We start from the raw sequence: 13054 nt of genomic DNA on the forward strand, positions 1-13054 counted from the left end.
TTAACTTGAGAATAAGTGTAGAGTCATAGCATTATTGATCTGATCATAGTCTATTATAAATTGTAATAGAATTGGAGATTAAGCTATTGAAGGGATCTAATTTTGACATAGTTAAGGCTCTATTATTGAGGTCATCCAAAATTCACAAATAATCAGAACTCAGACAAAGAAATGGCACAGAAAGCGTTTACAACTGTTGTAGTTTTCTGTATAATCAAAAATTGTCGAGAGTATTTTGTCGACAATATACAGAATTTTGAATTAGGGGGAATGAACAATGTTCAAGAAGAAGACATGGTTAGCTGTATTAGCAGCTTTAGCTTTAGTCGTTTTAGCTGCTTGTGGTGGCGAAGAATCTGGTGATTCTGATGATACGGAAAAAGAAGAAGCTCCATCATCGATCACTTTAGGTTCTGCATCTCAAGGTGGTACTTATTATATTTATGCAGGTGGTCTTGCATCCATTTTTGATGAAAAATTAGATGTTCCAACAAACGTTGAGGTAACAGGTGGTCCTGTTCATAACATGCAAATGGTTCAATCAGGTGATCTTACAATGGGTCTAGCGACGTTAGGTCCAGCTTATGAAGGTTATACGGGTGAAGGTGAATGGACAAATGGAGAAAAATTAGACGATGTCCGTATTGCATTCCCAATGTATACAACACCAATTATTTGGTGGTCTCCTGAAGGCTCTGGTATTGAGAGTATTGAAGATGTAAAAGGTCAACGTATTGGTGTAGGTCCTTCAGGTGGTACGTCTGGCACTTACTTACCAATTATTCACGAAGCATTAGAACTTGATACTGATGACGTGCAAGCTGGTGCGAGTGACATGACATCTCAAATGTTAGATGGTCAGTTAGATGTAATCGGTTTCGCAGCTGGTACTCCAATTGCAGCGGTTACAGAATTAGAAGCTCAGCGTGATCTTAATATCTTCAGCTTAACTGAAGAACAAAGAGAACAAGTATTTGATATGTATCCTTATTTCACAGAACATACGGTTTCAGCTGATGCATATGATTCATTAGATGAAGATCTTGAAACCATCGCGATGTTCAACTACGGTATTGTGAATAAAAGCATGAACTCTGACTTTGTTTATGAAATGGTAAAAACATATCACGAAAGTCAAGAAGAGCTTATGAATACTCATTCTGCTGCAAAAGAAGCAGTTGAAGAAGCGATTCTTATTAACGAAGAAGTACCGTTACACAAAGGTGCAATCAAGTACTATGAAGAGCAAGGCATTGACTTACCGGATTCTGTTTATCCACCAGAATATGATGAAGAGTAAGTTTTAAAAAATGAAATCTCAGCTGCGGCTGAGATTTCATTTCCTTTAATATTTTGTTTTTTTATTGACGATGAAAAGAGGTGACACATATGGCCCGTAAAGACAATCAACAGGTTGAGTCACAAAAACAGGAATTAAATCAAGACGCTATTCAGGAAGAAGAAGTTGAATCGAACGAGCGTGAGCTATCGGGCTGGATTCGTTATGTTTTCCTAGCAATAGCCGTTATTGGTGCACTTTATCATATAATTGTGTTAAATTTCGCTCCACAAGATCCATGGGTGTTTAGAAGTACCCACTTAGTATTTGGGCTTGTATTAGGGTTATTATTATTCCCAGGTTGGGGGAGTAAGAAGAATAAAATTCACATCATTGATTGGATTTTAATATTAGTGTCGATTTATATTGGCTACTATATTTACGCGAATTTAGATCAGCTATTATTCCGTATGGGTGTCGCACCGACGGATATGGACGTGTATGTGTCGATTGCAGGAATTTTGATTATCATTGAATTAACACGTCGTACAAGTGGTTGGGTTTTACCAATTCTAGCTGGTGTGTTTGTGGCTTATGCTTACTTAGGCCCTTATTTACCAGGAATATTACAGCACCAAGGCTATTCAGTAGAACGCTTTGTCACGTACATCTTTGGTCTTGATGGTGTATTCGGTGTGACATTAGACGTGTCAAGTAAGTATATTGTGTTATTCATTATCTTTGGTGCCTTTTTACAAATATCGAAGGTTGGTCAATACTTTATCGATGTAGCCTTTGCAATTGCAGGTGGCATGCGAGGTGGACCGGCTAAAGTATCGGTATTCTCATCTGGTTTGATGGGGATGATGAATGGTACTTCAGCTGGAAATGCTGTCGCAACTGGTTCATTAACGATTCCATTAATGAAAAAAGTTGGCTACACTCCACGATTTGCTGCGGCGACTGAAGCAACAGCATCTGCTGGTGGACAGCTTTTACCACCGATCATGGGTGCCGGTGCATTTATCATGGCAGAGATTTTAGGGGTTAAATACTCTGAAATCATCTTAGCTGCATTAATTCCAGCGATATTATATTTCGTTTCTGTGTATTTTATGATTGATTTTGAGGCGTTGAAACGTGGCATGAAAGGACTATCGCGTGACAAGCTGCCTAAGTTTAAAGACATTGCTAAACAGTCGTATTTAATTCTACCTATTATTCTATTAATTACGATGTTAGTAAATGGTTACTCGATCATTTTATCTGGAACAGTCGGGATTGTCTCAAGTTTAGTTGCGTCTTGGTTCAGTAAATCAACGCGTATGGGGATTAAGAAGACAGCGTTGGCGCTTGAACTTGGTATGAAGCAATCGATTCAGTTGATTGCCGTTATTGCAACAGCTGGTATTATTGTTGGGGTTATTGCGCTAACAGGTGTAGGAATGCGCTTTAGCTCGATGTTATTGGCAATTGCCGATAGTAATGTTTTATTAGCATTGATTTTCGCAATGCTTCTATCCATCATTTTAGGTATGGGAATGCCAACAACAGCTGCATATGCCATTGCGGCTTCGGTGGTAGCTCCTGGTTTAATTAAAATTGGTATTGATCCATTAGTTGCGCACATGTTTGTGTTCTATTATGCTGTTATTTCTGCGATCACACCGCCTGTTGCATTAGCATCTTATGCCGCATCAGGTATTGCGGGAACAGATCCAATGCGCACGGCCTTTACGTCATTTAAGTTGGGCTTAGCGGCTTATATCGTGCCATTTATGTTTTTCTACAGCCCGGAATTACTGATGACCAGTGAAACAGGTTTAGAAATTATCTTAGTTACCATTACCGCATTAATCGGCGTATATTTACTAGCTGCAGCTGCACAAGGTTGGTTCTATAAGGCTTACGCTGGTTGGCTAGTTCGATCTATGTTGTTCGTAGCAGCAATTTCCCTAATATATGTTAATTATATGCTTGACTTCGTTGCACTAGTCTTAGTGCTAGTGGCTGGATTCATTCAGTGGAAAATAGGACATAACTCATCAGAAGAAAAAGCAGGCTAACTTAAGCTATTAAGGAAAGCTGGGGGATAAGATGGTTCATTTTGAACATCAAACATTGTCACAGAGAATAGCAGATAGTTTAACAACAAGACTGGTTGAAGGTGATTTAAAACCAGGAACACGACTTACTGAAGCGAGCCTAGTTGAAGAGTATGGGACGAGCCGCGCACCGATTCGTGAAGCGTTATATATATTAGAGAAAAGTGGCGTAGTCGAACGTCAGCCGAGAAAAGGTGTCTTTGTCAAACAGTACTCGAAGCACGAAGTCAGAGAAATTTATGATGTCGCCTATCGTCTAACTGAAATTGCTTTAAGGAAAAGTGTTGATAATCGAACACCTGAAGAAATTAAAACATTAAAAAAGTATGTTGAGGAAATGGAACAAGCGTTAGAACGCCAAAATCGAAAGCGAATCTATTTATTAGTAGAAGATCTACATGAGACGCTTTTCCATTTATCGAAAAATAGTATTTTAATTGATTTATATAAAACGTTTAGCCCTAAATGGACGACCTATCGTCTCATTACGCTTTCGCATTCCAATAGTCTTAACCGAACCGTTCATGAATATCGTCAGGTGGTGGCGGCGATTGAAGAACAGGACTATGAAAAAGCTGTTAATGCGATGGCTGAAAAAGAAGAAAGGGTTTTATGTATTTTAGATCGAATAATGGATTAAAAGGAAGCCGCAAGTTTTTACTTGTGGCTTTTTACTTAGGAGGGGAAGTGGAATGATTCAATTACAAAATGAACTGTGTGACATGTTAGGAATTAAGTATCCGATTATACAGGCTGGGATGGCTGGTGGTTCGACAACACCTGAATTAGTGGCAGAAGTCTCAGAGTTTGGAGGACTTGGAACTTTGGGAGCAGCGTATATGGACCCAGAAGCAATCCGGACTGCGGTACGAGAAATTAAGAGTCGGACAGCCGAACCGTTTGGCGTGAATGTTTTTTCTTTTAGTGGACCTAATGAGTTAACATTTGAGTCTGGCAAAGTTGATGCTTTGAATCAAGTCCATGGAAAACTCGGAATCGACCCTGTTGAACGGGTGGATTATACATGGCGTAACCCCGTGATGGAACAAGTAGAAGTTTTATTTGAAGAAAAGGTTCCAATAATCAGTACCGCATTTGGCGTGTTACCAAAAGAGTTGGTTGAACGAGCGAAGGCTGAGGGCGTGATTCTGATTACGATGGTGACGAATGTTGAAGAAGCCATTGAAGCCGAGCAGGCAGGAGTCGATATCATTGTGGCTCAAGGCAGTGAAGCAGGTGGACACCGTGGAACCTTTGATGTTGAAAAATATCCTTATGGGTCGAATGTCGGAACGTTTTCATTAATACCACAAGTGTCTGAAGCTGTGAACGTCCCTGTTGTCGCTGCTGGTGGAGTGATGGACGGAAAAGGCATGGTCGCAGCTATGGTTCTTGGTGCAAAAGGCGTGCAAATGGGGACTCGCTTTTTATCAACCAAGGAGTCAGGTGTTCCACAGGATTATAAGGAAGCTCTTTTTACAGGTGATGAGACCAGTACGGTGATAACGAAAAACATTTCTGGCCGTCCCGCGCGAGCTATTGAAAATGAATTAGTCCGCTCGTTTGATGAAAAGTCACGCTTTCCATATCCATTTCAAAACATGGCTACCAAAGCGATCCGTGCTGAAGCCAAGGAGCAAGGCAACGCCGAGTATCTTTCTCTTTATGCAGGGCAAGGGGTCAGGTCGGTTATAGAAGAAGAAAGTGTTAAGGAAGTTTTGGAACAAGTAGTTGTACAGGCTCAAAAGTTGACGTTTCGCCAATCTTAAACGGTATTTCGCTAAACTTATGCTAACTTTCGCCAATTTAATAGTTGGTTTCGCTAAATCTTCTGAGCATTTCGCCAAATAATTAGTTGGTTTCGCTAAAAAATACTCTCTTTTCGCCAAATCGATTTTGTTTACTCATTTTTAAGTAGTAATTAAGTAAATATTGAGCTTTATTTTGTAAATTTACATCTATTAGGTAAGTACGGTTGCTGGTTTCACCGCGAGGGGTGAAACCAGCTTTTTTTAATAATTTCTGGATTACGTGAATAGAGTCAACGTTAAGTAATTTGCGTGCATTTTTATTGTTAATGATATTAGAGATGATTAATGCATATTCATAGAACGACCTGACGTGTGCTTCTGCTCTAAACGTATTTAGGCACGATTGGCAGATCCAACGACCGTACACCCTTAACATAGGTATATGTAGGCAATGTGGGCAGATTACGCCGTATATCAGTTCATCTTCCCGGATACCTAAATGTTTGAGCATATTTATCTGTAAAGGCTGATTTTGTTGTATGAGCTTTTGAGTAAGGGAGTTTATTTTTAATAAGCTTGAGTTCTGATACTTTTTTGAAAATTCATCAAAACGCTGTTTTAACTGGAATCCATAAATAATACGTTTATCACGTTCTTCTGACAATGAAGCTTTTTGATTTACGAAAATGATCAATGATTCAATCGGAATGTGCGAAAGCCCCTCATTATAAAGGAAAGCTTTCAATTGGTGGGCTTGTGAATTAGCTTGTAAGAGTGGGTCTTGGTAAGATCGTTCTTTTTGACCTATGTACTGATACATTCTTCCCATCTCATGATTAAATCGAATAAATCCAGTTAAGTTTTTAACTTCTATATTGACGATAAAATTCGGAGTGAGAATTAGTGTGTCAATCTGGTAGTGGCTATTTATAAAAGGGAGACGTACATCATGTAATATATGGACACTCAGTTGATCTACAAATGTCAAATAATAATCAAGAGCCAGTTCACCTTTATAACCTGAGTAATAGTTGGCAACTTCTTGTTTGCAATTCTGAAATTTCGAGTGGGACTCTGGTAATCTTAATAAAATCGCAATGGTAGACAGTAAATTATAAGGAACTTCATGTTGCTTTAAAATCAATAATATCACCTCTTTTTGATACAAATATATAATTTTAAAAAAAATAAAGCAAAAACCTAAAAATGAATTTTCACACTGTTTTTGCTAAAAATATTAAATCAAACAGTTAGAAAGTTATCATTTCTATATAAAGAAAATTAAATTTTCAACAAAATGAAATTGTGTTCTCGCCAAAAAAGAATCTGGTCTCGCTAAAAAGTGGCTATCTCTCGCTAATTTTTAATACCGTCTCGCAAAGAGCTACCGTTTTGCCAATACGATGCAAAGTTTCGCTAGATTCATAAAATGTTTCCCTCGAGCCAATATCTTGTTTAATCTATCACACTATTCTATACTTAAAACTAACTCATAACAGGAGGGGAAGCTGATGCAACGTAAGATGTGTAAAGGGAAGATTCATCGTGCCACCGTTACCGAAGCGGATCTTGATTACGTAGGCAGTATTACGATTGATTATAAGCTTATGAAGGAAGCGAATATCAAACCTTATGAAATGGTTCAAATCACAAGCCTTCGTAATGCTACGCTTTGGAAAACATATGCCATTCCTGCACCAGAAGGGTCGGGCAAAATTTGCCTGAATGGTCCACCTGCTCATTTGTTCTCTCCAGGGGACATCGTGATTATCTTAAGCATGGGTCTATATGATGAAGAAGAAATCAAAGACTTAAAACCTAAAGTCGTATTTGTGGATGAGGAAAACCAGATTACGAGTGTTGAACAACATGATCTTCACTGGCCTGAAGAGGTTGAGGTGGAGTAAATATTTATTTAAAAACAATGGCTCTATATGGCCATTGTTTTTTTGGTACATAACTACCACTCCTTCAATTAAGACCTATCTACCATTTATTAGAAAGTAGAAGGTTTTATAAAAGTTACGGCGAAATCTGTCAATTAAACTGAAGGAGGAGTGATGAAGTTGAAAACTAGTAAACTAATTAGTCTACTCGTAGTGGCCATGTTTATGGCGACAACACCTTTTTACGGGACTGTAGTTAGTGGTCAAGGTGGCGGAGAGTCTGAACAAGCGTTTGATAATAAAATTGTCAAACGTATAAGCGAGGACAACATCTATGATCATATTTATCATTTATCGGAGGAAATTGGTCCAAGAGGTGCTGGTACGGAAGGTGAAGATTTAACGGTTGAATATTTAAAAGAAGAGTTTGAATCATATGGATACGATCACGTTGATATTCATGAATTCACGTTTGAAACTTATGCCGGTGAGGAAATAACTTCTTATAATGTTGAGGCTGTGAAAGAACCAATGAAACAACATGATTCGGGGCAAACCATTATTGTTGGAGCTCATCATGATTCTGTGCCACATGGTCCGGGAGCAAATGACGATGCTTCTGGTACGGGAGCATTACTTGAGTTAGCAAGGGTATTCTCTAATACTCCGACAGACACAACGATTAAATTTGTTGCGTTTGGTGCAGAAGAATATGGTCTATGGGGTTCTCGAAAGTATGCAGAAGCTATGACAGAGGATGAAGTAGATGAAACCGTTGCGATGTTTCAGTTAGATATGGTAGGTAGTGCTGATGCTGGAGATCTAGTGATGTTTACGGCTGATGGTGAAAAGAATACCGTTACAGATCTAGGTGCTGCTGCGGGTTCTCGTGTTAGTGAATTGGTTCCGTACAGTGAATTAGGGCGCAGTGATCACGTACCATTCCACAACTTAGGTATTCCAGCTGCTTTATTCATTCATACTCCACTTGAGCCTTGGTATCACACTGAAGATGATGTGATTGAGCATATTAGTAAAGAAAAATTAAAAGACGTGGCTAATATAATTGGTTCAGCTGTTTATCAAATTGCACGTAAGGATACTCCAGCATTAGAAAAATCAGCAGTTGCACCTGTTCCAGTAGATTATTATTATGAAGAACCAGAACTATAAAATGTAAAAAACCAGCTAATTAGCTGGTTTTTTACTGTCTAGAAAGGATTCATAATATGTATTTCGTCTAGTGTTTTATAAGAACATTCCAAAAAAATGTAAATATATGGTGCGATGTTAGGGATGATAAGAAATGGGGTTAATAGATAAAATATGAAATTCGGCTTGATTAACGGTACTTTTATATGGTTTTTTCTTTATTTTACATTACTTTATAATGGATCCAAAATAGATGGACTTTTGTATATGGGAATTATATTTTTAATCCTAACGATTATTTATTTTATAGTGGGCAAAAAAGGACGAAATAAAAAGCCAGCTATCTAGTAGCTGGTTTATTTTTTACTCATGTCCGTAGTATAGTAAGTTTGTAAATATACGATAACCACCAGGAACCTGATTGTTTAATTGACGATAGAAAACGAGATTAGTATAGATGTAGGTTCCTTCACCATAATCTGTCACTAATATACCACCGTCAAAAGGCTCTTCACCTGGATCAGCCATTGAAACTAATGTTTCGTATTGATTACTCCAATTCATAGGGAAGTAAAGGCCTCTTTCTTGTACCCAGTTGTCCCAGTCAGCATCAGTAATGTTATTTGGATAATTGAAAACTTTGTGGTCAGGTTGTGTCATCGTAACATCAGCGTCTTCATCGGTTACACGCCATTCAATAGATGGTTGACCAATTTCTAAATAGTATGGTGCGGATGTGTTAGGATCCCAGTTATCCCAAGGTTTGTGATATTGAGCGACTAAGTGACCACCATTTTCTACATATTCCATTAGGTGGTCATAGTTTTGTAAAAGTTCGTCTCGTGATAGATTAGCTCGGATCCCTGTTACGATGGTATCGTACTGTGATAAGTCACCGTTTTCTAAGTCTGCAGTATCTAATTTAGTGACATCAAATCCTGTGTTAATTAAATGATCAGCGATTTCATCAAAACCACTTTCAACATATCCAATTTTTAAATGATCTGGCTTTAGCAGTTCAAAAGATACACCATTCACTTTAGCTGGATAGATGTAATAAGAGTCTTTAATGTGTTCATAAGAAATGGTTTGAACGGTTTCATTAAATAATTTGCCGTTAGACTCAGCTAATGCAGTAATATTGAAGTTTCCTTCATCTACGTTTTCTGGCAGATCAACTTGGAAAGTTAATTCTTTTTCTTCAAAACGTTCTGAGAATGCTACTTTTTGTGTTGACGGAGTACTATCCCATCCTTCTGGTAGATTTAAGGATACATTTGCCTCGTTTTGACCATTCACATAATTTCTTACTAACACAGTTACATCAACTTGTTCTGGTTGATCAGCTGTGTTAATCGTTAAGTTTGAAGGAGAAGGATTAACACTCACATCCGGCAGTACCGATACGGTGTTATCAAACTCTAATACTTTAGTTGTTTCAGTACCGTTTTCATTAAATGTTATATTGCTTTGCAGTATGGATTCTTCATAAGGATTAAAGTGCTCTGCATCTTTTGGTACTTTTACATCAAAGGAAACTACTTTGGACTCGTTGGGCTTTAAATGTTTTAAGGATACTTCATCTTGGTGTTCCCATCCCTTAGGACTTAATAATGAGACGTTGACATGATGAAGCTTTTTATTCCCGTTATTTGTTAATGTAAGATTTACTGTTGTTTCCTCTCCTTGTGTTAAAACATTTGAGTCAATCGATTGTTCGACATCTAGACTTGAGGAAACATAACTTACTTCTTGCAATTGTTCCTCTTTAAGTTCAAGTTTGTGGATTAAATCATTTTTGATGGTTTCTTCAAGGTTCGACTTTTTAACTAAATCTAGTAAGTTTCGGTTTTGTTTAAGGGCTTGTTGTGATTTAGGAAGTATGGCTTCACGGTCAGGATATAATTCAATAATATGATCTAGATTTGATTGGAGGCTTTGTAGTTCTTGAACAATTTCTTCATTAGATAATTCATTAGCCCACTCATTAAAATCATATGGAACCCCTTTGAAGAGAGAATCGTTATCCATGTCTTCTACAGATTTCACTAATTCCAAGTGAAATTGTCTTGGTTCAGCTGGAATGTCATTTCCCATGCCCTGACTCTTATGCATATAACGAGATTCTTCACCTAATTGTGGATACGTCATTCCGTAAATAGGATCATAATCTCCTATTTCAATTGAGGTGGTCGCTTGTTCTTCAGAAGCAGGCAAGTATAATTTTTTGGATTGGAAAGGTTTTAAACCTTCATTCTCAATTTGTTCTGGGAAGATTGTTGGGTCAGCAGCATCTTCAAAAGCTTGCAAACTTAGAATGGTAATGGCTCTGTGGTGACCATGTTGTGTAGGTACATCTCTGAAGGAAGGCATCACAATATCTGGTTGATAAGTTCTAATTAACCTAATTAGACGTTCATAGGTGACTTCTTCGCCCCATTTTTCAAGTGTTTCTTCAGGGGATTTTGAAAATCCAAAATCATAAATATCATCAGAAGTTTCTTCGCTTAAGTGATAAGCTTTCACCCCGGTAATCTTCGAAGCCTCAATCATTTCATTAGAGCGAATAATCCCGAGAGCATCGCCAAGCTCGTTTCCAATTTCATTTTGTCCGCCTTCCCCACGGTTGGCAATGAGGCTAGCCGTTTTTACACCGAGACCTCTTGATAGATAAGCTAATAAGTCACTACGCTCATCATCAGGATGTGCTCCAGTGTTTAAAAAAGTAACAGTTGTATCTAGAGGTTTAACGGCATTCCAAAGGTCAACATCATGTCCTTCGTCTTCCACCGCTATTCCTTGTGTTGAAATCATAGAGGTTAAAAGCAATACAGAAAGTAACACGTAAAAAAATTTCTTCACTGTGAAACCCCTTTCATTTTTAAGTGTAAACAAAGACTTGGTTTAATTAGTTAATTTAACTAACTAACTGGACAAGCCTTGTTCAAGTAAAATATAACATAAGACTAAATATTGTAAATATTACGAAAGTTCTATTTGGAAATTTTACTGGGAGTTTTGTCTTAGGTTTGTGACTGTGAATTTTTCCTTTTAATGATCATTTCTTTTACAATATCCGGATTCGTTCCGCCTGTTATTTTTCTTCTTTCTACAAAGGTACGGGGATCAATAATCGCTTCCCAATCTTTTTGATCAATTTCTATTCCTTCTAATAAGTTATTTATTTGTTCAACCTTCAATTCATATAATTCTAGACCTTGATTAGATGCATATTTAGATACTAAACTTGCCGCCTTATGTGCGTTTCTAAATGGAACTCCGTAGTCTCTAGCTAATACATCCGCTAATTCTGTTATCGTGATCATGTTTTTCTTTGCTTCTGAATAAGCTCGTTCCTTGTCAAAATCTATTGTTAAAATAACAGCATTCATTATTTTTGATACTCTTACCGCTTTTTCATAGCCTTTATATAGATGGGGCTGAAGGTCGTCCTCGGTATCATTTATATCACCATAAGGAGTATTATGAATCATATGAATTACAGATAATCCCTCAGCAGCCGCACTACTTGCTATAGCTCTAGAATGTTCGATTGAAACAGGATTTCTTTTTTGTGGCATGATACTACTTATTTGTACATAAGCATCTGAAACTTTAATTATTCCAACTTCTTTAGAGCACATTCTTAATAATTCTTGTAGCCAACGTCCCATATTAGTCATGGTACTTATGAGAGCTTGTGCAGATTCTATTAAATAATCCCCAGTAGCAATGGCGTCGTAAGAGTTTTCCACTAAACCATCAAAATCGAGTAATTCAACCATTCGTTCTCTATTAATTGGAAAACCCGAGGTTGTGATCGCAGCCGCTCCCATTGGTGACTGGTTCACAGTTCTATGAGCTTGATGTAATCGATTAATATCTCTTGATAGGTTGTCATGAATTGCAACTAAATAATGTCCAAATGTTGTAGGTTGAGCGGGTTGTGTGTGAGTATGTGCAGGCATAATTGATTCAGTGTGTTGTTCGGCTTGATATAATACAGCGTTTTTTAGTTTATTCATTTCATTAATCAACTCTTTTATAAATTGTCTCAAAATAATTCTGTACATACCCTCACCTAGATCATTACGACTTTTAGCGATATGCATTTTACCTGCTAATTCATCACCAATGATTTCTCCAATCTTTGATTCAACATAGAAAAACAAGTCTTCAAATTCCTCAGAGTAAGTTAGGGAGGAGGGATCTAGGCTACTGACTGAATGGATAGCGGCTAAAATCGAATCTTTCTCAGATTTAGTCAAAATTCCTTGTTCGTTTAACATAATCGTATGTGCTTCATGAATCAATAACATCGCTTCTAATAAATATTCTTTTTGGTCGTCAAAAACAGGTTTAAGTAGTTCATTTGCGTATGTTTTTCCAGGAAATTGTGTGCCATCTTCTAATTGAAATTGTTGCTTTAAATCCATCATAAAAAACACCTCACCAAAGTAAATAAATTAAACTTACCAACTAGTAATCATTGTAAGTAAAGGTTTTAAAGAAGTAAAGCTAATTTATAAATAATTAAGAATATTAAAAAAGGTACCGTCAATAAGTTTGTGTAAAAAAGTAGGGTGATCCGGTGGAGGGTTATTTCCCCTCCTCGCTTTCGGTCTGAGATCCATAACGTTCCTCAAACATGGCGTGCAGTTCAGGGCTTGCTTCTTTGAACCCACGGAGTTTGCGCGTAGACCATTTGGTGTTGCATTCATCTGAAACCATATAAATCACCTTCTCCACGGCTTCTTCGGAGGGAAGGCTGTTCATCGTTTTCAGACGTTTCTTGAACTCCTTCATGGTGCGCTCGATGATGTTTGTCGTGTAAATCATCGGACGAATAGAGGAAGGGTAGTTCAGGAACGTGGTAAGGAC

At 37.6% G+C, this 13054-nt stretch carries 10 protein-coding genes; 6 read left to right on the plus strand and 4 right to left on the minus strand.

The window, feature by feature from the left end; genetic code table 11:
- Nucleotides 1–277: 277 nt before the first annotated feature.
- From BMY57_RS09860 to BMY57_RS09875, 4 genes are all read left to right on the plus strand, one after another.
- Complete coding sequence (locus BMY57_RS09860) at nt 278–1300, plus strand: TAXI family TRAP transporter solute-binding subunit (RefSeq protein ID WP_091773854.1); 1023 nt, start codon at nt 278–280, stop codon at nt 1298–1300.
- An 89-nt stretch (nt 1301–1389) separates the two neighbouring features.
- The gene (locus BMY57_RS09865) at nt 1390–3345 is read left to right on the plus strand and encodes a TRAP transporter permease (protein WP_091773855.1); all 1956 of its coding nucleotides are present in this window, start codon (nt 1390–1392) and stop codon (nt 3343–3345) included.
- A 31-nt stretch (nt 3346–3376) separates the two neighbouring features.
- Nucleotides 3377–4024 (plus strand): GntR family transcriptional regulator, encoded by a 648-nt coding sequence (locus tag BMY57_RS09870; protein WP_091773856.1) that lies wholly within the window; start codon nt 3377–3379, stop codon nt 4022–4024.
- Between the two features lie 52 nt (nt 4025–4076).
- The gene (locus tag BMY57_RS09875) at nt 4077–5153 is read left to right on the plus strand and encodes an NAD(P)H-dependent flavin oxidoreductase (protein WP_091773857.1); all 1077 of its coding nucleotides are present in this window, start codon (nt 4077–4079) and stop codon (nt 5151–5153) included.
- A gap of 82 nt (nt 5154–5235) precedes the next feature.
- Here the strand turns inward: BMY57_RS09875 and BMY57_RS09880 are convergent, their stop codons facing one another.
- Entirely contained in the window at nt 5236–6279 is a 1044-nt protein-coding gene (locus BMY57_RS09880) for a nuclease-related domain-containing protein (RefSeq protein ID WP_177176364.1), read from the minus strand.
- A gap of 367 nt (nt 6280–6646) precedes the next feature.
- On the opposite strand from BMY57_RS09880, the gene panD reads away from it, so the two are divergent.
- Complete coding sequence (panD, locus tag BMY57_RS09885; protein ID WP_091773859.1) at nt 6647–7042, plus strand: aspartate 1-decarboxylase; 396 nt, start codon at nt 6647–6649, stop codon at nt 7040–7042.
- A 153-nt stretch (nt 7043–7195) separates the two neighbouring features.
- Entirely contained in the window at nt 7196–8194 is a 999-nt protein-coding gene (locus tag BMY57_RS09890; protein ID WP_439895796.1) for a M20/M25/M40 family metallo-hydrolase, read from the plus strand.
- A gap of 342 nt (nt 8195–8536) precedes the next feature.
- Here the strand turns inward: BMY57_RS09890 and BMY57_RS09895 are convergent, their stop codons facing one another.
- The 3 genes from BMY57_RS09895 to BMY57_RS09905 all read right to left on the minus strand — a co-directional run.
- Nucleotides 8537–11035: an NEW3 domain-containing protein gene (locus BMY57_RS09895; protein WP_091773860.1), complete on the minus strand. Its 2499-nt coding sequence runs from the start codon at nt 11033–11035 to the stop codon at nt 8537–8539.
- Between the two features lie 161 nt (nt 11036–11196).
- The gene (gene argH / locus BMY57_RS09900; protein ID WP_256205289.1) at nt 11197–12609 is read right to left on the minus strand and encodes an argininosuccinate lyase; all 1413 of its coding nucleotides are present in this window, start codon (nt 12607–12609) and stop codon (nt 11197–11199) included.
- Between the two features lie 163 nt (nt 12610–12772).
- A partial coding sequence (locus BMY57_RS09905; RefSeq protein ID WP_143063819.1) for a transposase occupies nt 12773–13054 on the minus strand: 282 nt, incomplete at its 5' end.

Source organism: Piscibacillus halophilus, from assembly GCF_900110685.1.
Taxonomy (GTDB): domain Bacteria; phylum Bacillota; class Bacilli; order Bacillales; family Alkalibacillaceae; genus Piscibacillus; species Piscibacillus halophilus.

What these genes read in the sequence shown, in the direction of transcription:
- BMY57_RS09870 (WP_091773856.1), top strand. Translation starts at nt 3,377, where the DNA reads ATGGTTCATTTTGAACATCAAACATTGTCACAGAGAATAGCAGATAGT.
- panD (WP_091773859.1), top strand. Translation starts at nt 6,647, where the DNA reads ATGCAACGTAAGATGTGTAAAGGGAAGATTCATCGTGCCACCGTTACC.
- BMY57_RS09875 (WP_091773857.1), top strand. Translation starts at nt 4,077, where the DNA reads ATGATTCAATTACAAAATGAACTGTGTGACATGTTAGGAATTAAGTAT.
- argH (WP_256205289.1), bottom strand. Translation starts at nt 12,609, where the DNA reads ATGGATTTAAAGCAACAATTTCAATTAGAAGATGGCACACAATTTCCT.
- BMY57_RS09860 (WP_091773854.1), top strand. Translation starts at nt 278, where the DNA reads ATGTTCAAGAAGAAGACATGGTTAGCTGTATTAGCAGCTTTAGCTTTA.
- BMY57_RS09865 (WP_091773855.1), top strand. Translation starts at nt 1,390, where the DNA reads ATGGCCCGTAAAGACAATCAACAGGTTGAGTCACAAAAACAGGAATTA.
- BMY57_RS09890 (WP_439895796.1), top strand. Translation starts at nt 7,196, where the DNA reads ATGAAGTTGAAAACTAGTAAACTAATTAGTCTACTCGTAGTGGCCATG.